Source organism: Gottfriedia sp. OAE603 (assembly GCF_040543965.1).
Classification (GTDB): domain Bacteria; phylum Bacillota; class Bacilli; order Bacillales; family Bacillaceae_G; genus Gottfriedia; species Gottfriedia solisilvae.
The window spans coordinates 3,548,275-3,574,057 of record NZ_JBEUNN010000001.1; the positions used below are offsets into that span (position 1 = coordinate 3,548,275).

Genomic DNA, 25,783 nt, shown 5'->3' on the forward strand with positions numbered 1-25,783 from the left:
TACTTTTAGACAGTTTGTAACGGCTTGTCTTTTACTGGTATTAATTTAAAATTACTACCGGCTCCAATATAAGATAATAATTGTAGATCCTCGTCTATGACTTTACCCACTACATTAACTTTCGGATCGCTCGGTAAATTGGTAAGTGTAATTTGCATTTCACCAGCATATCTACCATAAAGTTCATTGTCGATCGTTATTGATCCTCGTACTCGGTCAATTGTATTGTTAGGCAATAATTTTACATGACCAAATCTACCGTACAATCTAGATTCCATTGATCGAATTACGTCTCTAGCTGGGTCTTCTCGGTTCGTGTGAATTTCCTCTATACTTTTTAGAAGTGTTTGCTCTGATAGATCAGGTTTATAACGTAATGGAATATAATCCTTTGCTAAAGCTAGGTTTTCCATCGTTTCTTTCATTAAACTTATATCTCCAACAAGGACTTTATCGACATAGCAAGATTTAATTAATTCAAAATAGGCATGCAGTGGGATCGTTTCACGATGTTTCTCCAATGTTGGTAAGCCTTTATAAAGAGGACCTCTTTTTTCACTATCACCAGGAATAAAAGCCATAGTTGTAATACCACATTTTTTTAACCAACGGTTTTTCTCTATTAGATAACGCTTTGACAATCCTGTTTCTGGTCTAGGATAGAAATTATGCCACGCTTCCACATTTTCAATACACAAATCATTTTGTAGTAATGTCTCTAAAAATTCCTCGGTAATAGTACTAGCATTTAATGCTACTTTCATTTTTTTAGAAAGCTCCGAAATTTGTTTTTCTGATAAACCGTAATCAACTCTTAAACCAGCAACGCCCCAATTGACAAGTTCTGTTACAGAGGAGTAGTTTAAACCTAAGTACGATAACGATTTTGGTGAAATATCCGCAATTAGTTCCATTTGATGATCCTTAGCTTGTTGACCAAGTAGTTGTAAAAGCTCTTTATAAGTTGAAGGATCGTCTTCTGGTATATGAAGCGAAGTGAAAATAGATTGAAATCCACTTGCTTTTGCTGACTGGATCAATTGAAGATTCTTTTCTATATGATCTTTTGATAAATAGATTGAAATTCCAAGCATATGTTATCTCCCTTTCTATTAAAAAAAGGAGGTTTCGAAAAACCTCCTTTTTTGTTACAAGTTATCTGCCATTTCTTCTTTGAAACCGAACAAGTATGTGAAAATGAAACCAAAAGTGTATGCAATAACAATTCCAATAAAGTATAAGATATATTTATTATCTGCAATTAATGGAAGTAATGATAATCCTGATACACCTATACCTACTGAAGCTGTTTTCATTACAGCCTGGAATGCTCCACCAACTGCTGCACCAAGACAAGCAGTTAAGAATGGTCTACCTAATGGTAATGTTACCCCATATAGTAGTGGCTCGCCGATTCCTAAAAATCCAACTGGCAACGCACCTTTTATCACATTTTTTAAATTTTTATTTTTTGTTTTTACAAAAATCGCTATTGCTGCACCTACTTGGCCAGCACCAGCCATTGCTAAAATAGGAAGAATCGGAGTTACACCCATTGTATTAATAAATTCCATATGAATCGGTGTTAAACCATGATGTAGACCAACCATTACTAATGGTAAGAATGTTCCTGCCAACACAGCTCCTGCTATAGGTCCACCAATATCTAAAACACTGTTAATGCCACTTGTAATGCCATCTGATAAAATACCTGCTACTGGTTGAATTGCATATAGAGTTAATAATCCGACAATTAAAATAGTAATTAAAGGTGTTACAATAATATCAATTGCATTTGGCACAATTTTACGAACACGTTTTTCAATAACCGTCATTAGCCATGCAGCAAACATGACAGCAAACAAGCCGCCTCGACCAGGAATTAATGCTTCACCGAATATTTTAATCTCAGCTAGACCTGGATTAATAATTAATATCCCGGCGATTGCACCAAGTACTGGTGTACCACCAAATTCCTTTGCAGTATTTAGACCGACTAAAATACCTAAATATGCAAAGATACCACTACCAATCAGTAAAAGGATCTGCATCCAAGTTTGAGTTGGATCAACGCCTGCATTTTTAGCAAAGTTTGCAATTCCATTGATGATCCCAGAAGCAATTAAACCTGGAATCAGTGGAATGAAAATGCTTCCAATTTTACGTAGTATATTTTTAATTGGTGTATTATTTTTACCTTTAATTTCTGATTTTTTCTGTTCAGCTAGTCCATCGAACTTATTGTCTTCAGCAACTTCTCCAATTTTCAAACCCGTTTCTTTACTCATTTCATCCGCAACCTTATTTACAGTTCCAGGACCGACTACAATTTGTAAAGTATCATCCTCAATTACACCCATTACGCCATTAATCTTCTTAAGTAATGGGATATTTACTTTTTGGTCGTCCCTAAGTGTTAATCTTAATCGAGTCATACAATGAGCGACACTTTTAATATTATCTTTACCACCGATATGCTCAGCTATTTCTTTAGCTAAACGTTGTTCTTTGTTCATAAGTTCCCCTCCAGTTTCTTTATTTTTCTATTTACTAAACCGTTAAAGTTTTACGTACAAAACCATCTGCTTCTTTTAATTTCTGTAAAGCATCGTCATAATTACATTGAACTAAAATCATAACGATTGCAGCTTTCACATTTTTATTTGCTTGTTCATAGTATTTAGATGCAGTTTCATAATCGACATCTGTAGCTTCCATAATAATTCGCTTTGAACGTTCAATTAGTTTAATATTTGTTGATTGCATATCAACCATTAGGTTTTTATATACTTTACCAATCCCAATCATTGAAGCAGTAGAAATCATATTTAACACTAATTTTTGTGAAGTTCCCGCTTTTAATCGAGTTGATCCTGTTAAAATTTCGGGACCAGGCACTACTTCGATGCTAACTTCTGCAAATTTACTAATTTCAGAATTTTTATTACAAGCTACACTACCTGTACTTGCTCCAACTTCTTTTGCATATTTTAAACCACCAATTACATATGGTGTTCTACCACTTGCTGCAATTCCAATAACGATATCTTTATCATCTAATGAAACCTCTTTAAGATCGTTTACCGCGAAGTCTTCTCGATCCTCTGCACCTTCTACAGCAACTGTGAACGCTTTCAAACCACCTGCAATTAATCCTTGAACCATTTCTGTTTCTGTTCCAAATGTTGGTGGACATTCAACAGCATCCAATATACCTAATCGGCCACTTGTTCCAGCTCCGATATAAATTAATCTTCCTCCTTTTTTAAAAGATTCGATTACTTTTAAAACAAGACTTTCAATATTTTCTATTTCATTTCTTACAGCCGTTGGTACACTATGATCTTCCTCATTCATTGCAGTAAGAATTTGTTTTGTTGTCATCTCATCTAAATTAGATGTCTTATGATTCCTTTTCTCAGTTGATAAATTCTCTAACATCAAATCACCTTTCTTTCAAGAAAATGAAATTTCATTTCACACTTTTATTCTATTACTTTGAAATTAAATGTCAATGCTAATCATACATATTATGAAATTTTATTTCATTCTCATGTTTAATATACCTAAACCTCCTAATCTAGGATGCTCATTTTTTAGCATGGCATGCGGCAATCAGACTGAATTTAGTTTTAGTACTTTATCTACACGAAAAATAAAGAACTGTCATCACAACAGTTCTTTATTTTAGTTTCATATATTTTTTTATAGTGACCAGTTAATAAGTAACCCTGCTTGAGCTAACCCACCACCAAAACCATATAATAATACTTTATCTCCGCTTTGAAGTTTTCCATCAACAACCCCTTGATCTAGTGATAATGGAATTGTAGCTGATGATGTATTTCCGTAGTCCACTAAACTGTACAAGGTACGTTCAATTGGAAAATCACTTCTTTCACATATTGATTCGATCATTCTTAAATTCGCACTATGAGGTACAAACCAATCTACTTCGTTTAGTGATACAGCAGCATTTTCAACCACTTTAGTCATTCCTTTTGGCACTGAAGTAACCGCCCATTTATATACTTCACGACCATTTTGTACGATTTTATGACTATTGATTAACTCTTCTTCAAACATTTGATTCGATAAGTTTGTGCAATACAAGTGTTTACCTTTATCTCCTTCAGAACCTATATGTGAAGAAAGAAAACTAGGATTTTCTTCATCGTATTCTACTAGAACAGCTCCTGCACCATCTCCAAATAAAATACATGTAGTTCGATCTTCATAATCGGTAATTTTAGATAAAGTTTCTGCACCCACCACAAGAATTTTCTTATTTAATCCCGAAGTTACTAAACCATTTGCAATATACAATCCATAAGTAAATCCTGCACATGCAGCATTTAGGTCAATAGCTCCTGCATTCTTAATACCTAGTTTCGCTTGAATTACTGATGCTACGCTTGGTGTATTAAAATCCGGCGTTAATGTACAAACGATAATCATATCAACATCTTCTACTGTTTGATCATATCGTTCCATTAAATTTTTTACCGCCTTATAGCTTATATCACTAGTAAATTCATCTGGCTCTGCGATTCTACGTTCTTTTATTCCAGTTCGTTTTACAATCCATTCATCATTTGTTTCTACTATTTTTTCCAAATCATAGTTCGTAAGTTTCTTTTCTGGAACATACGAACCTATGGCAGTAATTCTAGCTTTTGATGTTAACATAGATTAGTCACCTCACTGATTTTTTTGTTTCACTTATTATAACACCAAATACTAGTAGTAGGTACTAATTTCGTTGAAAAATATTTACATAAATTTACTATATTTTTATGACTATTAAAATTGACTATCATTACGTAATGAAAACTCGACTGCATCTTCTGCATGAATTTTCGTTGTATCGTACACAGGGACACGACAATTCTCTTGAGAAATAAGAAGTGTAATTTCAGTACACCCAAGGATTACTGATTCTGCACCATGATCAATCAGCTTATCAATAATTTGTAAAAAAGCTTGCTTAGATTTTTCTTTAATGATCCCTAAACAAAGTTCCTCATATATAATGTCATGAATGATTTTACAATCTTCTGGTATAGGTACGATTACTTCAAGTCCAAATTGTTCAATCAGTCTACCTTTATAGAAATCCTGCTCCATTGTAAAAGCAGTACCTAGCAAAGCAACTTTTTTTCTTCCATCATTAACAATTAGTTTTGCTGTGGCATCCGCAATATGTAGTAGAGGAATAGAAATTGCAGCTTCTATTTCTTCAGCCATTTTATGCATAGTATTCGTACAAATGACAATACAATCCGCTCCGCTTATTTCGAGTTTACGCGCAATCTCTATCATAATTTCTGTAGCTTCTGCCCACTTTCCTTCATGTTGAAGAATCTTAATTTCTTCAAAGTCAACTGAGTACAATAAACTCTTTGCAGAATGATGTCCACCTAGCTTATCTTTTACAATTTGATTAATTATTTGATAATAAAGCAAAGATGATTCCCAGCTCATTCCTCCGATTAAACCAATTGTTTTCATAGGGGTTGCTCCTTCTCATATTTCTTTATTTATTATTTTCATTATTCGATTTCTATTAAAAATAACCTCTAACTTTTTATCGCTAGAGGTTGTCTTTTTATATACTATCGTCTCAATATGTTTGCTTCTTCACTAGATTCATGAAGTTTGCTAGAGACTTTATTTCCAATTTGATTAAAACTAATAATATATAAAGAATCAATAATGTTTAATTGTGCAGTTCTAGAAGCAATGCTTCCAATTCGATTGGCTTGCTCCATATCCGGTGTGCATAACTTAATATCTGCTTCTTTAAATAATGGAGATTTTCCCAACTTTGTAATGGCTAAAATCGTAGCTCCTTTTTTCTTAGCGAAGCGTGATAGTTCAAGTACATCTTTCGTTTGACCAGAGTTAGATATTGCAATAAATACATCTCCTTCTTCGAGATGTCCAACTATTGAAAGCATCATATGAAAGTCTAGATTCATTACCGAAAAGTAGCCTAATTTAGTAAATTTGTATGCACCGTCCATCGCAGAAACTGCGGAGCCTCCTACACCATAAAATAAGACTTTCTTTGCTTTTACGATGACGTCTGACGCTTTTTCTAGTTCTCTCTTATCAAGAGTTGAGACTGTAGTCTCGATCGCAGCTTTATTTACATATGTAACCTTATTAAATAAATCATATGGAGAATCTTTTTTTTCCATAACAGAAAAATCATTAATATTCATTTCAGCTACTGTTAAATCACGTACTAAGGCTAGTTTAAAAGCTTTAAAGCTTCCGATGCCGATCGTTTTACAAAACCTTACTACGCTCGCTTCACTTGAACCCGTATTGTTAGAAATATCTTTTGTTGTCAAATTTGGAACCATCTCAGCATGTTCCATGATATATATAGCAATCTTTTTTTCTGCTTGTGTAAACCGATCCATATGATTTTCAATTTTTGATAAAATTGTTAAATGCCTCATTTAAGAACACCTTTCTCTTCATTCCAAGTTATTTACTATTATGAACCAAAATTTCCTAAAATCATAATAATTTATGAAATAAGATTTCAGAATATTAGCATATGGATTTATCGTTTCAATCATGCTCCCCCAAATAGATGTATTGTTTGAGTAGTTAATTGTCAAAAAATTCCTACAAATGAATTTGTGTTTTCGTTCTTTTTTTTGTTAAAATAGAATTGAGTTTGTTGGAAATGATTAACATTCTAATTACTAAGGAGAGATTGACATGCCAATCGAAGTTTATCTTAATTTTAATGGAAATACACGTGATGCTGTAGAATTTTACGCTGAAGTTTTTGAAACAGAAAAGCCACAAATTATGACTTTTGGAGAAGCACCACAAAATCCAGACTATCCTCTTCCAGAAGAGTCTAAAAATTTAGTAATGCATGCAAGACTGGATCTTAATGGTAGCAGAGTAATGTTCTCTGATACGTTCCCTGGCAGACCTTTTGTTGAAGGAAACAATATAAACCTTTCTTTCCAAAGTAATAACGTTGAGGAAATCCAAGCTATCTATAATAAATTAAAAGAAGGTGGACAAGTTGGTATGGAGCTTCAAGAAACATTTTGGAGCAAATGCTACGGTAGCCTAACAGACAAATTTGGCATCCACTGGATGTTTAACCACGATAACGGCGAAGAAATGTAATTACATACATAAAAAGGATATGGAACCTTTCTTCTAGAAAAGTTCCATATCCTTTTATATTTAATATTAAAACTCAATGCTTTCTAAGTATAAACCACCAGGATCCGCTAAACTGCTTACTGAACCACGATCTTTTGAATGAATCATTCCACTAATTTCTTTAGCATCTCTTTTCCCAAGACCAACTTCAATCAGTGTACCAACAATTTTTCTGACCATATTGTATAAAAATCCATCTCCGCTAACTCTAATTTGAAGAAATCCATCTACTTTTTCAATTTCAATTGAATAAATGTTACGTACCATAGACTTTTTCTTAGATTTGGCGTTCGAAAAAGCAGTAAAATCATGTTCACCTAAAAAATGCTTCGCCGCTAACTCCATTTTGCTAATATCCAATGTTTCTTCAACGTGCATACTGAATCTTCGCATAAATGGGTTTGAATAATCCTCGTTCCAAATCTTATATAAATAGGTTTTGGCTTTTGAATTATATCGTGCATGGAATCGTTCTCCCTCAATTGATACATCAATTACACTTATATCTTGAGGTAAGTACCGATTTAAGTAATGTTTCATTTCTAACACAGGAATATTTTCAGCTATTTTAAAATTGGCAATCTGAGCAAATGCATGTACGCCTGCATCTGTTCTACTGCAACCGATTATTTCAATCGGTCTACCGATCATTTCTGATAATACATTTTCTATTTTCCCTTGAATTGTGCTCTCTCCACTACCTAGTCTTTGCCAACCTTTATATCTTCCACCATCATATTGAATGACTAATTTATAATTGTTCATTTATTTCTCCTTATCCTATGACAATATATATTCTACCATTGTTTCAATTTCACATTATAGAAATACATCGAACTCAATTACTTTCTACATCTCTTAACCAATGAAATAAATCGGCTTGTACTTTTATGTTAATCTTACCCGAGTTTTTATGAATCAAACCTTATCTATTCTATCTTAATAAAGGATTTTTTTATAGAGCACTTTTTAGTTATTCAAAATCGATATTTAAATTTATCATACTTTTATTATTTCCACGTCGCAAATGTAGCTTACCAAGAATACTAATAATGAATATAACTTATTAAATACCGGGGTGATTAAAATCGGCTTACTAAGAAAAGGGCTAACACAAGCTAACACGAACGAAAGAAACGATGAAAATGACAAACTCCGATCAAAACTCGAAAAGCAAATTGTTGCTGCAGAATGGCTTAAAGTTATTGCACAAGTTTTAGAAACGACGAGTGTAGAACAGCTATTTGCTCTAGATGAAACTCCAAATTCTCTAGATGGATTTGAAGGTAAAAATGAAATTTTGTCTGGGCTTTTAATTGGTACAATTGGACAGTTTGCAAGTGCGATTGGAGTCACTAAAGAATTATTCGCGACTGACCCAAATAGAATCATCAATATACAGAAGAATTTGCTTCTTGCTGATAATATACAATTGTTCGGTAGTATTATTGAGATATTAGGATCAGCAAAGGTTATTGATGATGAAATTCAGGGGGCAGCTGACATTACTTTTATTCCTTCTGATTAACCGTGACCAAAATATAAAAATTTGGTCTTTTTTATATATAAAGAATGATAAATAATCCGCTTCCATTTTGTGGATAAACAACCGACCCTCCTCGCTCGTATCTCACTTTAGGTCACTCGTCTCAATGAAAAAGATGATCCTTAATGATGGAAGGATCATCTTTTTTGTTTTTTTCATCTAATTGTTTAACTGATTTCCAATCTAGATGCCCTATACTTATGGCAGGCGAAGAACCACCTTGGCATATTAGCACAATTTAAGTCTGCAAATCAGTTAACTATTACTGAATTCATTCCTACTATATGGACGATCAAGATCAAATAACTTACGATATCTATCTTCATTCAAATAAAGCTCATTATGTGTTCCATTCATCATTATTTTACCTTTGTCTAAGAACAAAATATTATCTGCCATTTCAGCACCGATTAAATGATGGGTGATCCAAAGAACTGTCTTACCTTCTAACACATGAAAAATAGTATTGAGTAATTTTCTTTCTGTAATTGAATCTAAGCCAACAGTTGGTTCATCCAATATGACAACTGGCGTATTTTGAAGTAAGATTCTTGCTAAGGCGATTCGTTGACGTTCACCGCCTGAAAACCTCATACCCGTTTCGTGCATTGGCGTATCAAACCCATGTGGAAGTGATTCTATATAATCATGAAGCTCTACCATTTTAGCCACTCTTTTTACTTCTTCATTACTAGCTTTTGGATTCCCTAACCGTATATTGTTTAATACTGTTGTATCAAATAAATAAGGGTTTTGATTAAGTACTGACACAACCTTGGTTATGTTTTCTCCAAATAAATCACTCTTTATTTCATTAAGTGTAACGCTTCCCTCATTTGGTACTTCTACTCCTTCAATTAGTTTTAAAATGGTTGATTTCCCTGAGCCACTCGGGCCTAATAATGCTGTTTTTGTATTTGGTTCCAATTTAAATGATATCTGATGTAAGATACTTTCTCCCTTAAAATATTCAAACCTAACATCCTCAAACATTATATTTACTTGTTCACTAATTTCCCCGGTAAACGCTAGTGATGTAGATTCTATTTGATTTTCCTCAATACTCTCTAAACGATTAATTGAGTCATTGTATATAGTCATACTTGCAACTGAATTAGATAATGGAATAAATGCCTCAGTTAAAGGAAAAAGAACTAAAACGAATGCAGCGATTAGAGTTCTTGGAATATCCCCAACATGACTCTCATTTCCGACCCAATATAACATTAGTAAAACAAGGATCCCTACTATCATTTGAGCTAATAAATCTCGTTTTCTTCTAAAAGCTTTTTCTTGTAATTGAAGCTTTCTTAATACTTCATCACCATGCTCAAATTCTCGAATGTATTTTGATTGAAGGCCACTAAACATCCAATCACTAATCCCCATTACAGCATCGGTAAGACTTTTGTATAGAGTGTTCTTTTCACTTTTAATTTTTTGCGTTCTAGCTTTTTCCACTAGTAACGAAATAAAGGGAAGAATCACGATTAATACAAATGACACGAAACCTATTAATATTGCAAATGGAATGGAGAAAAACCCTAGAGCAATTATCGAAATTGCATAAATAAACAGTGCAGCCATTCCTGGAAATATTGTCTTTAAATAGATGTCCTGTAAATATTCTATATCATCAGCTAATATCCCTAAAATATCACCTGTTTTAAACTTTGATTTAATCTTAAGTGCAGAAGGTTCGAGAACACTAAATAACCTTGTTCTCATTTGAGATAAAATTTTTAAAATTGTATGATGCCCAATTAATCTTTCAATATATTTTGATACTGACCTTAAAATACCAAATGTTCGGACTGCAACAATTGGAACATATATCATTAGAATATTTTCTGGTTTCGTTGCCGCTTTTGAAATTAAAAAGCCTGACATAAACATAAGGGCAGCTGCCGAAAAAACAGTTACTGCGCTGATGACGATTACCACCAAAAATAAGCGTCGATTTTCTTTTATATATGGTAATACCCAACCATTTTTATTAAACATTCATTTTCCCTTCTAACTAGTAATTAAGTGATAGTAGTGCCCATTTTTAGTCATTAATTCTTTATGTGTACCAACTTCTATTAAATTACCTTCTTTCATAACTAGTATCAAATCCATATCCTTCATCCAATGAAGTCGATGTGTTGCTAAGAAGACTAATTTGTTTTCAAACAAAGTAAGCATTGTTTTTTTCAAATCAAACTCTGTTTCAATATCAAGGTGACTTGTGGGTTCATCTAGAAGTAGGATTTCCCTCTTTTCTAGAAATGCCCTCGCTAGTGCAATACGCTGGTTTTGACCACCGCTTAAACTCCTTCCACCTTCTCCAATTTTCTCTTCTAAACCGTTAGGTAATTCGTCTAATAATGTTGATAAACCAGCCTCTTCACATGCTTTTTTTACTTCTTCCATAGTCGCATTCGGATGATAAAAACGAATATTTTCGCTTAAAGTTTTAGAAAAAATATAGGGGTGTTGTGGAATATATAGTAATTGTTTTTGCCAATCTTTTAATTGCAAGTGTGAAAAGTCTTTACCTGAAATATTGATTTCGCCTTTTGAAGGTTCTAAAAATCCACCAATCAAATCAATAAGTGTCGATTTGCCCGAACCACTTTCACCAACAATTCCTATTTTCTGAAAGCCATTAAAACTCACGTTTATATCTTTCAATATGACTGGAGTATCTTTATCAATTTCTACCGTAATATCTTTTAATTTAAGAAAACTATGACTTTTCCAATCTTCAATCGTTGTATCTATAGAATCTGTAAATTCATGTTCCTCTAAAACAGCTTGCATCGCTTTACCAGCTTCTTGACCATTCAGAGTTGCATGATAATCCGTTCCAACTTCACGTACAGGTAAAAAATATTCAGGTGCAAGAATTAAAATTGTTAGTGCTGGACTAAAAAGAATTTCACCTTCAATTAATCGCAACCCTAAAAATACTGCAACTGTAGCAATTGAAAGCATCGTAAAAAGGTCGAGCGCAAATGACGATAAAAAAGCGACTTTTAAGGTACTCATCGTAGCTTTACGATAACGCTCACTCACATGATTAATTTGATGAATATGATTACGACTAATCCCTAAATATGTTAAAGTCTCTAGTCCTCTTAATGAGTCAGTAAAATGGTTTGATAAAAGTCGATATACCTTCCATTGTTTATCTGCTTTCTTCTTTGCGGCTAAGCCTAGTAAGATCATAAATACAATTAAAATTGGAAAAGTAACGATTAAAATAATGGCGGAAAGCTTATCAACGAAGAAAATATATAATACAACCAGTGGTGTAATAATTGCTAGGTTAATCATTTTAGCAGGAACAATTTCTAAATATTGTTTTAATTGAACTGATCCTTCCATTATTAATGTAACTATATTTCCAGTCCCATTTTTTTTAGTAAATCTAGGGCCGAGCTTAAAAAGCTTATCAAGAACTTTCATTTTTAATTCACTGACAGCAAGATCAGCAAAACGTTCAGAATACTTTTGTTTTATTGAATTGATAATATAACGACAAATAAAAGCGATAATGAAGAAAATAGTAGCGTAAAATATTTCGCTACTACTTTTCTCATTAAATAAACTGACAATTGCTTTTGAAAGCATATATGCTTGAACGATTATTGCAGTCCCTTGTACAACGGTTAACACGACTAATAGAATGAGTAATTTCGACATTCCATTATACTTAAGCAGATTTTTTCCCATTAATATGTCAAATCCTTCTCGTCTACACGTTTTCTAAACACATAATAACTCCAAATCTGGTATCCGAGTACAAATGGTAATAATGTACACGAAACAATTGTCATAACTTTTAATGAATACGGACCCGAAGATGCATTATAAACAGTTAAATCATATGCATTTTTTATGGAGCTCACCATCACTCTTGGAAACAATGCAGTAAATAAAGTACTAATTGTTAATGCAATACCTAAACCTGTCATTGCAAATGACCAACCATCTCTCTGTTTAGAGATAAAAAATGCCGCAAGTACATATGCTACAACGATGCATAAAATTAGTGGAACTGTAATATGAGCTCTAACTGTAAATAAATCAGTCTCAAAATATGATAAAACAGTAAATATGATTAGTGAAATAAGTACAGGTAAGATTAATTTACTAGCAAATGCTCGTGCACGAGACCTTAGATCTCCTACCGTTTTTAACGTTAAGAACAACACACCATGAAGTAAACATAATAGTGTAACTGTTACACCGCCAACTACTGAATAAGTATTTACATAGTCTGAAAAGCTAGCAGTTATATTCATATTTTTATCAATTGGCATTCCGCGTAGTATACTTGTAAATAAAACGCCAAATAAAAATGGTGGTAATAAACTTCCTAAAAAAATGACCCAATCCCATGTTTTTGCCCACTTAAGACTGTCAACCTTCCCTCTAAATTCAAATGCAACGCCACGACCAATTAAAGCAATCAATACGAATACAAATGGAATGTAGTACCCGCTAAACATTGTCGCATACCAGTGTGGAAAGGCTGCAAAAATTGCACCACCTGCAGTTAATAACCATACTTCATTCGCATCCCAAAACGGACCGATTGTATTAATTAAGATTCTTCTCTCTGTATCATTTTTAGCAAGTAACTTTGTAGATATACCTACGCCAAAATCGAAACCCTCTAAGAAAAAGAAGCCTATAAATAATATTGCTACAAGTAAAAACCATAATTCATTCAGTTCAATCATAGGATTGAAGCCTCCCTTGCAAATGGATCAACGTTTGATTCAATATCTATTTCACCGTGATCCGTTCCTTTCTTTATTTCCTTAACAAAGAGGTAAACTAAAACCGCTGCTAAAATTGCATACATTGTTGTAAATGTTGTTAAGGAGAAAATTAGTGATCCTTTTGTAACATTAGGTGAAACAGAAGCAGAAGTTGTCATTAATCCAAAGACTGTCCATGGTTGTCGTCCTACTTCCGTCATAATCCAACCAGCAGAGTTAGCAATAAACGGTAAAGATATTAAAAATATTGTAGCCTTTAGGAAGTAATTCTTTGACTCTAATTTCTTACGGTAGCTATATATTAAGCCCAAGCATGACATCAAAATCATTACCATACCTGCTCCAGCCATAATTCTAAAGCTCCAGAATGTCGTATTAACAGGTGGAATATAGTTACCTGGACCATATAATTTCTCATATTCGGCCTGCAATGTATTCATCCCAGGTACTTTACCTTCAAACTTTTCATAAGCAAGATAACTCAATAAGTAAGGAACCTCAACTTCATACTTATTTTCTTTATTTTTAGAATCAATTAATCCAAAAACCATCCAACCTGCTGGATCTCCACTATCTTCCCATAACCCCTCACTTGCAGCCATTTTCATTGGTTGAGACTCCATTAAATGCTTTGCCTGTGAATGACCACTAAACGCTATACCAATACCAGCAACTAAAGCAACGATCATTCCAAGGTTAAATGCCTTTTTAAATAATTCTGTTTCTTGCTTTTTTAATATTTTATATGCACTAACACCTGCAACAAATAATGAACCTGTCGCTAAGGCACCAGCAATAGTATGTGGAAACTCAACTATAAGTTGAGGATTTGTAATAAGGGCAAAGAAATCATTCATTTCTGCACGACCGTTATTAATCGTAAAACCTACAGGTTCTTGCATAAATGAATTTGCAGCCAATATCCAAAACGCAGACATTAACGTTCCAAAAAATACTAACCAAATACACATTAAATGTACTTTCTTATGAAGACGATCCCATCCAAATATCCAAATCCCTAGAAATGTCGATTCCATAAAAAATGCTAAAAGTGCTTCAATCGCTAAAGGTGCACCAAAAACATCACCTACAAAGCGTGAATACTCAGACCAATTCATGCCAAACTGGAATTCTTGAATAATACCTGTAACTACACCTACAGCAAAGTTAATTAAAAATAAGTGCCCAAAGAATTTCGTTAATTTTTTATAAGTTTCATTTTTACGATAAACGTACAATGTCTCTAGACATGCAACCATAAATGCTAAACCTATTGAAAGTGGTACAAATAAAAAGTGAAAAACCGTAGTCGAACCAAACTGCAATCGTGCAAGTTCTAACACGCTCACAATACTTCCTCCTTTATTATGAAACTTTTTCACAAAGTATCATAAGTTTAACTAAAATAATTAGAACAACGTTAGAGCAAATCATCTTCAATTTAGATCCTTTAACCACTTATGTTCTTATCTATAGTTTACTTCTGATATTTCGTCTTGCCTCAATATAATATGTCTACTTTTTGTCAGTTCGTTGTCTATTTTGTGACATTTTTCACAAATTTGTTGATATTTATAAATTTCCATATTGCTTAGCAATTAATCAATTAAACTTGTTGCTAGATTTTTTAAAAACATAAAAAGAACCACTCCACGATATGCGAAATGGTTTTTTATTCAGTTACTTTAAATTGTTAAACTTCAATTCAGAAAAAATCCATCCAATCTCTTCTCAATGTGCTGCTTTACTTTTAAATCTACCGCCTCTTACTTCAGCGATATCAGCAATTGCTAAAAATGCAGTTGGATCAATATCATCGACTAGATCCTTGATTTCTGCTTCTTCTAGTCGTGTAACAACACAAAAGATTACTTTTGTATCATCCCTAGAAAAAGCTCCTTCACCATTTATATATGTAACACCACGACCTAATCTTGATAGTATCGCTTCACCTATCTCAATACTTTTGTCACTAATAATCCAAACAGATTTTGATTGTTCTAAACCATCTACGACAATATCAATCGTTTTAAATGCAATAACATAGGCTAAAATTGAATACATTGCTCTATCCCATGTAAAAACATAACCTGCTGTTCCTAAAATAAATAGGTTGAAGATCAATATAATTTGACCGACTGAAAAAGGAATCTTTTGATTAATGATGATCGCCAGTATTTCAATTCCATCTAAGGCTCCACCATATCGAATTGCCAGTCCAACTCCAATACCAAGAATAATTCCTCCAAAAATTGTTGCAAGTAGTATATCGTCTGTAAATGGAGGTACAGGATGAAATCTTGACGTAAAATACGATAATACAATGATTCCGAAAATAGTTGAAAACGCAAAGGTTTTTCCTATTTGCTTATAACCTAAATAGAAAAAAGGAATATTTAAAACAAATATAAAAATTCCTAATGGTAAACCCGTTAGGTTTGAAATCATAATAGAAATTCCTGTAATACCTCCATCAATAACGTCATTAGGTACTAAAAAAATTTCTAATGCCACTGCTACGAGAATTGCCCCAACACACATTGCGATTGCATTCTTTAAAATCTTTACTTTTTTTGATTTTCGATTTGTAGGATTTATTTCTGTCATATACAGTTCCGTCCTGAGTATTTTTTTCTTTTCCAAATAAAACATATAGTTAATGTTCTCAAAAGTTCTCATTTTATTCTTTTCTAATTCTTGATCAATTAAAATCTCTTATAAAACTTCATTATGATATTTTAATAAAAGGCTCTGTTAAAAAAGAAGAATGCTGATTTCCATTCCAGGTACTTCGCTTTCCATGGGGCATGACCTTGAGCCTCCTCGGCAAGCCTCCGGGGTCTCAAGTTTCCCGCATCTCCCATAGGAGTCTTCGCACCTTCCATTCCAATTACTCTCGAACCGGCTATTCTCTTTTCATACTCTTAATATATTTAGCTAAAATCACCAATTAATATAAATAGAGCCTAAAAAAGAAAAACCTTAGTTAAGTTCTAAGGTTTTCTATCTTACTTAATCAAAATTTTCTATGACATTATTTAGTTTTTTAATTTGTTCCTCAACAGCTGTGTTTGCATTAATAAAGACTTGGTAGGTGTCGTTACCCCTTATGCCCACAAATTCATAACAAAGTATTTCTTGGTTTAACTTGTTTAATATGATGGCTTTTCTTTCCTCCATTATTTTCATATTAGAATTCACGCTTTTACGTGCTTCCTCAATCGAAATTCTAGGTTCTGGAATTTTTCTTTTCGTGTACGCTGCTAAATAGTTTTTAGCTGAAAATCCAACGATACTTCCATCATCTAACGCAATCTTCATTGTAATTAATTCCGGATAGATTCTTACACCATTAATATTTGAAACATACGTAAAAACACCAACTGTGTCATACTGTGAACTTTGGAAAAGCTCCATATTTGGATATTTATTTCTCTCTAAAAATTTCAATCCATTTAGAGAAGCTTTATTTAAATCAATTTTTTGCTTTCCGATTTCACGATTACTAATCACCCAAAGTGGATAGCCGCCTTTTTCCGTAATATCCATATAAGTTTCATTTTTCTGTTTTAGATCAGTAATTTCTAAACTATAATAATGATCCTCTAGCTTTTCTCCGGTATGACTAACTTTTATTTTCTCCGAACCATTTAATTCAAGAAACTTCCTCGCAATTTCTTTGGCTTGGCTTTTATTAATATTTTCACCTTTTACATTCGCAAGATTATTACGATTCACTTTGAAGTTTGTCAGAGCCGGGTCCATATTTGCATCCGAGTACGAAGCAACGCTACTTTCCACTGATTTAAATCCGTCAATTATGACATTATTTTTTGGATTTTGTTCTTTTGCGTATGCAAGCTCTACATCCATCCATCTTAATTTATCTTCAAAAACCAAATGCTGTACTTTTCTTAACTCACCTTGAATTTCTGCAGAATTTTCGTATAGCCTTTGAAGTGTATCATACTCTTTTTCACTTAATGGCTCCTTATCAAGATCACGAACAGCAGTCCGATAACTAAAATCACCAATATTACTTAAAAACTCTTCTGTTTTATTAATAGGTAATAATCTTAAAGGAAGTTGTCCTACATTTGAATGTGCTTGCGATGTGAGACCCCATACTTCTACTAGTGCAGGAGACAATGATGTTTTTGACTTCATTGCTAAAGTGTCACCAATCTTATCATGAAGTAAATCTACTTCATAAGTTAGTTCATGAAATGCTCGTTGATAATTATTTTCTGCCTGAATCTTAACGGCTCTTTTTTCATTGTGTTCTGAATAACCCCAAAAAGCTGTTCCAATTAGACCAATTGATAACACACCAATTAATATTCCTTTCAACATAGTACCTACCTCCTATCTACAAAAAATATGATTACCGATTGTTTTAATTTGTGGGCGACTCCAAATCCAAGCACTTGTTGCAGTTTTAGGATTAAAATAATAAAGTGCATTATCACTTGGATCCCATCCATTTACTGCATCTAATACAGCTTTCTTAGCAGTTTCATTTGGCGTTAAATAGATTTGACCGTCTGCTACTGCAGTGAACGCACCTGGTTCAAAAATTACACCTGAAACCGTGTTAGGGAAAGCTGAATTTCCAACTCGGTTTAATATGACCGCTGCTACTGCAACTTGCCCTATATATGGCTCACCTCGGGATTCCCCATACACTGCATTTGCCATTAACTGGATATCATTTTGTGAATACCCACTTGGTACGTTTGAACCAGCACTCGTGCCAGTTTTTTCATATTTTGTTGCTTTCACTAGCATTGCCTTTGTCTTCGCACCAGCAATCCCATCTACTGGAAGTCCAAAGTTATTTTGAAAGTTTCTTAGAGCCCAGTATGTGTTATAACCAAAAACACCATCTACTTTACTTGTATAATAGCCGTTATATTTTAGTCGTGATTGAAGTTCAATTACGTCTTCACCAACTGCGCCCATTTGGATCACTTGATTTGAAAAAGCACTTACCTTTACGATTTGATCATTGTCTAAAAAAAACAAAACGAAAATAATGAAATAAATCAACGGACCTTTTAAAAAAATTTGTTTCCGCATTTTATCCTCCTTAAAATTATGAGTCTATGTAAAAGTATTTTTTTCAAAACATTACCAATTTATGTAATTACCTTATAATGCTTTTGATTTTTCGGTGGAATTTAAAAAAATATACAAAAAAAGACCTCAATTTGCATCTTGAGATCTTGTTTATAATTAGGATGTTGATATAAATTCTTCAATTAAACTCTACTTATTTCATATATTCCTCTTTTAAGATACTGTATATTTCCAAGTCTACTATTCCTTTTCCTGACCATATTGTTGCTTGTCTAAGTGTACCTTCTTTTAAAAATCCATTTTTCTGTAAAACTTTTTTAGATAGTTCATTTTGTGGCATTACTTCTGCCTGAATTCTGTTTACGTTTCCTTCATTAAATAAAAATGCCAATAGTACACTTACCGCTTCTGTTGCAATTCCACAGCCCCAATATTCTTCAGCTAAATAATATCCTATTGTCACCATATTCACTTTTTGATTAAAATCTGATTCCTACTAACACATCGTTTGTAAATATTCCCCACTTAACTCTCGTTTTTTTACTGAAATCACGATCGAAATGTTCAATCATTTTTTTTACAGTTGCCTTATTATGCTTTGGAATAATACCACAGTACTTAAAAACAGCTTCATTATCATAAATTGCAAATAATGCTTCAAAATGGTCAACTTCGATTTTACATAATACGATTTTTTCTGATTTTAATACAGGTAGTTCATTAAAAATAACATTCATATTCATCTAGCACTCTCCACACCCAATAAAATGGTCATTTTGTTAAATACCATAAACTTCCATATAAATGATTATAATCGATTTTGAGTTTTAGGAGAGATAGAAGCACTTTAAGTTAGTTGACTTTGTCAACTAACCGTATTATATTATAGTTAATTGATATAAAATTCAAAATATTAAGGAGACTATCTATGGGTTCTATTCATTTTGTAGAGAAAATTCGTAAGTTTAACAGATTTTATGCAAATCAATTAGGTAAGATTGACCAGAAGATTTATCATAAACCTTTTCCTTTAACAGAAGCTCGGGTCATAACAGAAATTCATTATAGAAACGGTTGTACTGCAACGGAAATTCAAGAAAACTTAGGGATTGACCGTGGGTATTTGAGCCGTATTATTCAACGATTTGAAGATGAAAAAATTATGATCAAAAAGCAATCTACTAAAGACAAACGTCAATATAGTCTTTATTTAACCGAGCATGGTATCAATATTTATAATGACTTAGTTCAAAATGCAAACAGTGGTGTAGACACTATGATCAAAAACTTATCTGAGCAAAGCATTACTAAACTAGTTACTTCTATGGAAACAATTGAAACGATTTTCACAGAAAGTAGCTCTATCAAACCGAAAGTCAGTATTCGTCCTTTTTTACCTGGGGATTTAGGTAATGTTGCTTATCTACACGGAAAAATATATACGTCATCAACATTTCAATTTGGACAAATCTTTGAATATTACGTGATGAAGGGCCTAACAGATTTCCTCATAAATAATGATGGTGGAGAATTATGGGTCGCTGAAGTAAACGGAGAAATCGTAGGATCAATTGCGATTACTAAATTCAGTGATCAAATTGCACAACTTAGATGGTTTATTTTAGATGAAAACTATCAAGGAATGGGTATTGGGAAAAATCTAATTGAGACGGCCCTTGGCTTTTGTAGGGAACAGAAGTATGATCATGTATTTCTATGGACAGTTAGTACATTAGAAGCAGCTCGCCATCTCTATAAAAAGTATCAATTTACATTAACTGAAGAAAAACCTAATGATGAATGGACAGATACACTTTTAATTGAAGAAAGATGGGATTTAGATCTTACACATTGATTTATTTAAAATACCAAATTGGGCTACTCGCCCATTCGGTTTAGGTGGAGGAAACAATTCATTAGATAATCATTGTTGAGAAAAAGGCATTGCCCAGAAGCAATGCCTTTTTCTACTATGTATTAAAGAAAATTTAGCGTTATATATGATTTACTTGGATTCTCGGTACGTCAAATAAATGTATCCATACTCGTAAATAGCTGCACATCAATATCCTCAATTAGTGGAGATTTACGTCCAGAATATAACACCCATAATTCGTGTAGAGCACGTGTACATCCAACATAGAGTAGCTTTGCATCTTGTTTTGTGGCTTCGTAATGCTGTTCGTCTACATCCATAAGTAATACAGCATCAAATTCAAGTCCTTTCGCAAGGTATACCGGAACTACTGAAATGCCACCCTCATATTTGCGTTGTTTTGAGTGAATAAAGGTAGCAGTCATCCCTGATTCTGTCAGTGCGTCATGTAACAGAGCACACTCTTTTTCAGTACGACCAATGATCGCAATTGTATCCATTTTATTATGTTGAAACTGCTCGATGGTTTTAATAATCAAATTGGTCCGGTTCGTATCCTCTACTTGGATCATTTTTACTTTTTCGCCGCTCCTAAATACAGGATTAGCTAACCTAACAGGAATTTCTGCTTTTGAAATAATTTCATTAGCAAAGTGAATGATTTCCATTGTAGAACGATAGCTCCTGCTTAATTCGTAATATTTAACTTGATCATGATTGAAAATCTCTAAGAATTCGTCCCAACTTTTGATACCCTGATACTCATGAATGGCTTGCGATAAATCTCCCAAGATAGTAAATGAATTCCCTTGTGCCATCTGCTTTAATAATCCAATTTGAAAAGGTGAAAAATCCTGCGCTTCATCAATAATGACATGATGATATTTGTGCTGGGTTTCGATGCCATACAGACGGTTGTGAATATAGACAAGCGGAGCGAGATCCTCCAGGTCTACCACTTTCTTTTTGCAGTTCATTGTAGTCGTCTTCATAATCTCTGCCGGAATACTGTCTACAAGTGTTGATTTGTCAGTTAGTAGGGATTTATAGAATGAAAGAGCCGTATGCTTAGGCCATTGCTTCATATAGGAAGTTAGATACTGAGTTGCTTTTTTCTTTCGATCTTTTTTAATGTTCGTTTCTTCAATATTTTTGATCCCACCATCAATCCACTTTTTTATCCTCGCTACAATACGTTCTCTTCGTTTAGCCAATGGATAATGCGTGTATTCGTAACTAAACCATTGATGAAGTGTTTCTTTTTCGATTTTTATATTGTCCCATGGTTCAAAATCTCTGTCAGGAACAGCTGATGCTTCATATTTTTCTATGCAACGATCAATGTAGTCTTTAAAATGAATTGAGCCTTTCCACTTGCCAGGTGTATTTTCGTTTATTTTAGGACGGTCGACACCAGTAGTGAACCATTTATCCAGATTCTCTGAAGAATCTTTGGCAGCCACTTCATTGTCTAATATAGCTAAAGCCCAATCTGTAAATGTTGTTTGTTGAATACCACCTACTCCCAGCTCAGGAAGCACGTTAGAAATGTAATTGAGGAACATATTATTTGGTGCAAATATAATCATTTTTTCTGCACGTATCGTTTCACGATATTGATAAATTAGGTAAGCAAGACGATGCAGGGCAACGGTTGTTTTTCCGCTTCCGGCAACTCCTTGAATGATTAATGGAGTGTTTTTCGATGAACGAATAATATCATTTTGTTCGGATTGAATTGTTGAAACAATATCCTTTAAACGATTATCTTTGTTTTCGCTTAATCGATATAGTAGAAAATCATCAGTAACGGATTCATTTTGGCTGCCTTTTATATATGTATCTACAACGCGCTGGAGATTTTTTTTACGGATGACAATATTGCGCTTAAGATAAATTAAGCCTTCAATGATTCCTTCAGGAGAGTCGTAATAAGCGAGATCGTCTCCTCCTGTAAATGAGTAAAACATGCTAGCAACAGGTGCACGCCAATCAATAACCATCGGATCCTCGGTCTCTATGTCAGATACACCAATTTTTCCAATATAAAGTGGAACGGATTCCTTGCCTTCTTCTTGAAAATCCATTCGCCCAAAGTATGGCTCATTTATGGCTATCCGAAGGTTTCTACGATTTGTTTCTCGTATCCCTTCTAATACTTGTTCTGTTACATCACTCCCTGTATATATAGGGACACATTCAAGCTTAGTTAACTGCCGGTCAATTTCGTTCATAATTGTGTTTAACTGCTGAAGTTCTTCTTCATATGCTTGTGTTTCCATTTTTCCTAACCTCCCTACTTAAATAGAACACCGAATTTTCAGACGGAATGCAATTGTATCAAAGAGATGAGAGTAAAGTAAAGAGCTTATTAAAAGAAATAGTAAGAATAAAAGAATAAAAAGCTGCCGAAGCAACTCGTGATTCTTCATCTAGGCATTAGTTGAAGAAGAAATAATTATTTCTCTGTAAAAGGTTTCCAATTTTTATCTTTTTCATAAATAGAAGTTGGTTCACCTACTGAGTGAAAAAATGTTTTAGATACAAACTAAAACATACATCAAATACATTCCAGTCTATTTATATCTTTTCAATATTTTTCAAATTCAATAGTTTTGGAATTGTAGAGATATAGAAATGTAATGTGATTAATAAGATAAACTCAGAGTCCAAAATTAATATTCCCACAGTTCCGTATATTCCTCTAAAAAATAAAAAAGAATAAATAGCTACAGCTAATACAATAACTAAACTTAATGAAACGAAAACAAGTTTGGACTTAATCAATTTAAATAGTATTAAAATAAGTGTGCTCATAACTAGCGAAATACTTGGTACAAAAAATATAATTAATGAACCATCCATAAACAAAGGAAAATCAGTTTCAGGGCTTACTATAGTATAAGTTTTAAAAATCCCATATACTCCAATTAAAAAACTAAGTGCCAACCAGATTGGAAATATTCTTTTCACAATTCATTACTCCAAAGAAAACTAAAATTTTCTTTAATTTCTCTATTACTTAGCAAAAAATTTATTCCTCAAGCTATTGTGCTAAGCATGTGTTAGTCAATCTTTAAATAGTATAAATTAAAACTTTGGATTGCCGAATACACAAAAAGAATCGCTAAAATTAAGTATGTAATACTGTATCCTTTCTTTTTCAAAATATATTGTTCGATACAAAATAAGACGTTGATCAAAGCTATAATAATTTGGAAAAATGCGTTGTATAAATAATTTACACTACCTGAATGTAAGGAATAAACAAAGAATATAAATAGAGGAATTAACAAAATCAATTGTATTACGACAATTTTCTTTACCCTGTTTTTAAATAAGCTATTCCTAAGTTTGATAAAAATTGAATTCATAATAATCTCCTAAATATCATTTATATAATTTAATTAAATCACATTTGGCTACAAAACTATCACATAAGTTTGTAAATAATTTTCTTGTAAGAGTCTAGAGCAAACTAAAAAAGGATAGCCTTAGCTACCCTTAATCAACATATTTATTTTTCAACTGTTCCGAACCAATGCTCCCAATCACCATTAAAGCTAATGGCAAAAAATTGGTTAGAACTTTTGGTAAGCCCTCTGAAATGATTATATTTGTGTCAAAAAAATGATTTAGTCCTATAATAATTAGTTTTACTACTAATAATATTGTTCCTATTAGGACTACATTATCAAAGAACATTTTCCATTTCGGATACGCCAATTTCTTACTATCTCGAATTACTTTTTCTTTCAATTCATCGTCACTTCTCAACATTTCATCTATCGTAATACTGAATAGATCACTCAAATCAATAATAACTTCGATACTCGGATAGTTCTTACCAGTTTCCCATTTTGAAACTGATTGACGACTAACATGAATTTTTTCAGCAAGATCAGTTTGTGACCAACCTCTTTTTTCCCGTTCCTTTTTTAATCGTTCGCTAAAAATCATTTTATTCATCACCTTTCCTTATTTCCAGTATTGATGGAGTGCATAACAAAAGTAAAGATAGTTATAGGCGCAGCAAGGTGCAACCTATAGTTGCTTATAAAAAAACTAGCACTATCCGCATATTTTATTTGTCCTCATTTTTAAAAGTGCTGTACACAAAACACAGAAAAAATCTCCACTAATTTTGTGATTTATATTGTAAAACTCTATTTTATTATTTTAATACTACTTCCCCGTTTTTCACATCTGATCCATTATCAATAGTTCTTATTATACTAAACTCATAATTAGTTTTATGAAACTAAACAAAAAGACCACATACTAGATAAGTATGTGGTTAATAACCACTAGGGCTATTTTGTACAAAACAAATATTTTTATAGACCAAGATATTTCCCTAAAATCCCAAAAAAACCACCGTTAAACATTATGATTACTAAGGCTAATTTTATATTCATTGTCTTACGGGATATCCCAGGAATATTTTTTAGCACTAGAAAAATGAAACCAGCGATAATCCCTCCAGAGAGTCCATACATTAGTATATGTGAATAATGGAAGAATTCTGCGACAATCTCTGAGAGTAAGCTGGTATAAGCACTGAATACAATAAACGTAATAAACAGATCTAATCTCATTATATGAATCCCCAATCTTTAAATTTTTTTTCGCTTTACTCTTAGGAATAAATAATGGTGATCATAAAACATCCTGCGTTTAGACGATGTTCGATATAATATATTAATCTACCACCGAGTTGACATTTACATTCACTCCCCAAATGTATAGCTCTTTGTGATACGCTTAGATAAAAGGAAAAAAATGTCATTTTTATTATAACAATGTCTTTATATATAAGGGGGATCAATTTGAAATATTTAATTACGTTAATTGTCATCATCTCTACTTTTATAACGGGTTGTTCAAAGCAAATGGAAATTAAAGAACAAAATATAATTGTTGAAAAACTCATTGTTAAAGTAAATCATTATGAAGATTTTAAAGTTGTAAAGAATAATGAGAAAGTTAAAATGGTAAGAGAAATATTAAGTAAAGCTGATTGGGAACATGCAAAAGTTGATATGGTCCGTCCCGCTGATTACAGATTTATATTTCAATTTAAAAATCCAGATACTCAGGCAAAAGCAGTTTTATATGAGCTATGGATTAGTCCTAATAAAGATCAAGTAGAACTTGTTATAGATGCCGAAAGTAAATATGTTCAATTAGACAAGAAGAGTTCATCAGAAATTTTTAAAATCCTTACTGGTAGAAAGTTATAGCTTTAACAAATAGGAAGGATATAAAAAATCCACATAACTTCTTCCATTAACCTATCTGTTA

The 25,783-nt window shown here is 32.8% G+C and carries 22 protein-coding genes and 1 pseudogene; 4 read left to right on the forward strand and 19 right to left on the reverse strand.

All coding sequences use genetic code 11. The features are described from left to right. Positions 1 to 5: 5 nt before the first annotated feature. From ABID96_RS18075 to ABID96_RS18100, 6 genes are all read right to left on the reverse strand, one after another. Positions 6 to 1,094, reverse strand: coding sequence for a DUF871 domain-containing protein (locus ABID96_RS18075; protein ID WP_192603912.1), 1,089 nt, complete (start codon positions 1,092 to 1,094; stop codon positions 6 to 8). A 54-nt stretch (positions 1,095 to 1,148) separates the two neighbouring features. Further along, positions 1,149 to 2,516: a PTS transporter subunit EIIC gene (locus ABID96_RS18080; RefSeq protein ID WP_192603911.1), complete on the reverse strand. Its 1,368-nt coding sequence runs from the start codon at positions 2,514 to 2,516 to the stop codon at positions 1,149 to 1,151. A 34-nt stretch (positions 2,517 to 2,550) separates the two neighbouring features. Next, positions 2,551 to 3,441, reverse strand: coding sequence for an N-acetylmuramic acid 6-phosphate etherase (gene murQ, locus ABID96_RS18085; protein ID WP_192603910.1), 891 nt, complete (start codon positions 3,439 to 3,441; stop codon positions 2,551 to 2,553). Positions 3,442 to 3,705: 264 nt separating this feature from the next. Next, positions 3,706 to 4,689: a ketoacyl-ACP synthase III gene (locus tag ABID96_RS18090; protein WP_192603909.1), complete on the reverse strand. Its 984-nt coding sequence runs from the start codon at positions 4,687 to 4,689 to the stop codon at positions 3,706 to 3,708. Between the two features lie 114 nt (positions 4,690 to 4,803). Then, complete coding sequence (locus ABID96_RS18095; RefSeq protein ID WP_192603908.1) at positions 4,804 to 5,511, reverse strand: aspartate/glutamate racemase family protein; 708 nt, start codon at positions 5,509 to 5,511, stop codon at positions 4,804 to 4,806. A 104-nt stretch (positions 5,512 to 5,615) separates the two neighbouring features. Beyond that, a complete protein-coding gene (locus tag ABID96_RS18100) occupies positions 5,616 to 6,470 on the reverse strand; it encodes a MurR/RpiR family transcriptional regulator (RefSeq protein ID WP_192603907.1) in 855 nt (284 codons plus the stop codon). A gap of 268 nt (positions 6,471 to 6,738) precedes the next feature. Between ABID96_RS18100 and ABID96_RS18105 the strand changes: the two genes are divergently transcribed. Next, a complete protein-coding gene (locus tag ABID96_RS18105; protein ID WP_192603906.1) occupies positions 6,739 to 7,164 on the forward strand; it encodes a VOC family protein in 426 nt (141 codons plus the stop codon). 66 nt (positions 7,165 to 7,230) lie between these two features. Here the strand turns inward: ABID96_RS18105 and truA are convergent, their stop codons facing one another. Beyond that, positions 7,231 to 7,968, reverse strand: coding sequence for a tRNA pseudouridine(38-40) synthase TruA (gene truA / locus ABID96_RS18110; protein ID WP_192603905.1), 738 nt, complete (start codon positions 7,966 to 7,968; stop codon positions 7,231 to 7,233). Between the two features lie 313 nt (positions 7,969 to 8,281). Between truA and ABID96_RS18115 the strand changes: the two genes are divergently transcribed. Then, positions 8,282 to 8,731, forward strand: coding sequence for a hypothetical protein (locus ABID96_RS18115; RefSeq protein ID WP_192603904.1), 450 nt, complete (start codon positions 8,282 to 8,284; stop codon positions 8,729 to 8,731). A gap of 273 nt (positions 8,732 to 9,004) precedes the next feature. Here the strand turns inward: ABID96_RS18115 and cydC are convergent, their stop codons facing one another. The 8 genes and pseudogenes from cydC to ABID96_RS18155 all read right to left on the reverse strand — a co-directional run bounded on the left by cydC (position 9,005) and on the right by ABID96_RS18155 (position 19,346). Continuing rightward, positions 9,005 to 10,753: a thiol reductant ABC exporter subunit CydC gene (gene cydC, locus ABID96_RS18120; RefSeq protein WP_192603903.1), complete on the reverse strand. Its 1,749-nt coding sequence runs from the start codon at positions 10,751 to 10,753 to the stop codon at positions 9,005 to 9,007. 12 nt (positions 10,754 to 10,765) lie between these two features. Continuing rightward, on the reverse strand, positions 10,766 to 12,469 hold the full coding sequence (gene cydD / locus ABID96_RS18125) for a thiol reductant ABC exporter subunit CydD (protein ID WP_192603902.1): 1,704 nt from the start codon (positions 12,467 to 12,469) through the stop codon (positions 10,766 to 10,768). Further along, positions 12,469 to 13,482: a cytochrome d ubiquinol oxidase subunit II gene (gene cydB / locus ABID96_RS18130; protein WP_192603901.1), complete on the reverse strand. Its 1,014-nt coding sequence runs from the start codon at positions 13,480 to 13,482 to the stop codon at positions 12,469 to 12,471. The genes cydD and cydB overlap by 1 nt, the downstream gene beginning before the upstream one ends. Continuing rightward, positions 13,479 to 14,873 (reverse strand): cytochrome ubiquinol oxidase subunit I, encoded by a 1,395-nt coding sequence (locus ABID96_RS18135; protein WP_192603900.1) that lies wholly within the window; start codon positions 14,871 to 14,873, stop codon positions 13,479 to 13,481. Before ABID96_RS18135 ends, cydB begins: the two co-directional genes overlap by 4 nt. Positions 14,874 to 15,255: 382 nt before the next feature. Continuing rightward, positions 15,256 to 16,131 carry a YitT family protein gene (locus tag ABID96_RS18140; protein ID WP_088002231.1) on the reverse strand — a complete coding sequence of 292 codons (876 nt, stop codon included), beginning with the start codon at positions 16,129 to 16,131 and terminating at the stop codon, positions 15,256 to 15,258. Between the two features lie 405 nt (positions 16,132 to 16,536). After that, positions 16,537 to 17,877 carry a germination protein YpeB gene (gene ypeB / locus ABID96_RS18145; protein WP_192603899.1) on the reverse strand — a complete coding sequence of 447 codons (1,341 nt, stop codon included), beginning with the start codon at positions 17,875 to 17,877 and terminating at the stop codon, positions 16,537 to 16,539. 12 nt (positions 17,878 to 17,889) lie between these two features. Next, positions 17,890 to 18,603, reverse strand: coding sequence for a spore cortex-lytic enzyme (gene sleB, locus ABID96_RS18150; RefSeq protein WP_192603898.1), 714 nt, complete (start codon positions 18,601 to 18,603; stop codon positions 17,890 to 17,892). 193 nt (positions 18,604 to 18,796) lie between these two features. Next, positions 18,797 to 19,346, reverse strand: a pseudogene (locus ABID96_RS18155) (GNAT family N-acetyltransferase). A gap of 185 nt (positions 19,347 to 19,531) precedes the next feature. Here ABID96_RS18155 and ABID96_RS18160 point away from each other — a divergent pair. After that, positions 19,532 to 20,458, forward strand: a complete 927-nt coding sequence (locus tag ABID96_RS18160) for a bifunctional helix-turn-helix transcriptional regulator/GNAT family N-acetyltransferase (RefSeq protein WP_192603897.1) — start codon at positions 19,532 to 19,534, stop codon at positions 20,456 to 20,458. A gap of 170 nt (positions 20,459 to 20,628) precedes the next feature. Here ABID96_RS18160 and ABID96_RS18165 read toward each other — a convergent pair whose 3' ends face one another. From ABID96_RS18165 to ABID96_RS18180, 4 genes are all read right to left on the reverse strand, one after another. Beyond that, complete coding sequence (locus ABID96_RS18165) at positions 20,629 to 22,761, reverse strand: HelD family protein (RefSeq protein ID WP_192603896.1); 2,133 nt, start codon at positions 22,759 to 22,761, stop codon at positions 20,629 to 20,631. A 298-nt stretch (positions 22,762 to 23,059) separates the two neighbouring features. Next, positions 23,060 to 23,452 (reverse strand): hypothetical protein, encoded by a 393-nt coding sequence (locus ABID96_RS18170; protein WP_192603895.1) that lies wholly within the window; start codon positions 23,450 to 23,452, stop codon positions 23,060 to 23,062. A gap of 531 nt (positions 23,453 to 23,983) precedes the next feature. After that, entirely contained in the window at positions 23,984 to 24,439 is a 456-nt protein-coding gene (locus ABID96_RS18175) for a helix-turn-helix domain-containing protein (RefSeq protein ID WP_192603988.1), read from the reverse strand. Positions 24,440 to 24,816: 377 nt separating this feature from the next. Continuing rightward, positions 24,817 to 25,077, reverse strand: a complete 261-nt coding sequence (locus ABID96_RS18180) for a hypothetical protein (protein WP_192603894.1) — start codon at positions 25,075 to 25,077, stop codon at positions 24,817 to 24,819. Between the two features lie 231 nt (positions 25,078 to 25,308). Between ABID96_RS18180 and ABID96_RS18185 the strand changes: the two genes are divergently transcribed. Next, a complete protein-coding gene (locus ABID96_RS18185; RefSeq protein WP_483301197.1) occupies positions 25,309 to 25,722 on the forward strand; it encodes a YhfM domain-containing protein in 414 nt (137 codons plus the stop codon). Positions 25,723 to 25,783: the final 61 nt, after the last annotated feature.

Excerpts from the sequence above, each read along its gene's own strand:
- ABID96_RS18165 (WP_192603896.1), bottom strand. The coding sequence starts at position 22,761 with ATGGAAACACAAGCATATGAAGAAGAACTTCAGCAGTTAAACACAATT.
- ABID96_RS18140 (WP_088002231.1), bottom strand. The coding sequence starts at position 16,131 with ATGACAGAAATAAATCCTACAAATCGAAAATCAAAAAAAGTAAAGATT.
- ABID96_RS18095 (WP_192603908.1), bottom strand. The coding sequence starts at position 5,511 with ATGAAAACAATTGGTTTAATCGGAGGAATGAGCTGGGAATCATCTTTG.
- cydC (WP_192603903.1), bottom strand. The coding sequence starts at position 10,753 with ATGTTTAATAAAAATGGTTGGGTATTACCATATATAAAAGAAAATCGA.
- ABID96_RS18180 (WP_192603894.1), bottom strand. The coding sequence starts at position 25,077 with ATGAGATTAGATCTGTTTATTACGTTTATTGTATTCAGTGCTTATACC.
- ABID96_RS18100 (WP_192603907.1), bottom strand. The coding sequence starts at position 6,470 with ATGAGGCATTTAACAATTTTATCAAAAATTGAAAATCATATGGATCGG.
- truA (WP_192603905.1), bottom strand. The coding sequence starts at position 7,968 with ATGAACAATTATAAATTAGTCATTCAATATGATGGTGGAAGATATAAA.
- cydD (WP_192603902.1), bottom strand. The coding sequence starts at position 12,469 with ATGGGAAAAAATCTGCTTAAGTATAATGGAATGTCGAAATTACTCATT.
- ABID96_RS18080 (WP_192603911.1), bottom strand. The coding sequence starts at position 2,516 with ATGAACAAAGAACAACGTTTAGCTAAAGAAATAGCTGAGCATATCGGT.
- ABID96_RS18090 (WP_192603909.1), bottom strand. The coding sequence starts at position 4,689 with ATGTTAACATCAAAAGCTAGAATTACTGCCATAGGTTCGTATGTTCCA.
- cydB (WP_192603901.1), bottom strand. The coding sequence starts at position 13,482 with ATGATTGAACTGAATGAATTATGGTTTTTACTTGTAGCAATATTATTT.
- ABID96_RS18105 (WP_192603906.1), top strand. The coding sequence starts at position 6,739 with ATGCCAATCGAAGTTTATCTTAATTTTAATGGAAATACACGTGATGCT.
- ABID96_RS18175 (WP_192603988.1), bottom strand. The coding sequence starts at position 24,439 with ATGATTTTTAGCGAACGATTAAAAAAGGAACGGGAAAAAAGAGGTTGG.
- ABID96_RS18075 (WP_192603912.1), bottom strand. The coding sequence starts at position 1,094 with ATGCTTGGAATTTCAATCTATTTATCAAAAGATCATATAGAAAAGAAT.
- sleB (WP_192603898.1), bottom strand. The coding sequence starts at position 18,603 with ATGCGGAAACAAATTTTTTTAAAAGGTCCGTTGATTTATTTCATTATT.
- ABID96_RS18160 (WP_192603897.1), top strand. The coding sequence starts at position 19,532 with ATGGGTTCTATTCATTTTGTAGAGAAAATTCGTAAGTTTAACAGATTT.
- ypeB (WP_192603899.1), bottom strand. The coding sequence starts at position 17,877 with ATGTTGAAAGGAATATTAATTGGTGTGTTATCAATTGGTCTAATTGGA.
- murQ (WP_192603910.1), bottom strand. The coding sequence starts at position 3,441 with ATGTTAGAGAATTTATCAACTGAGAAAAGGAATCATAAGACATCTAAT.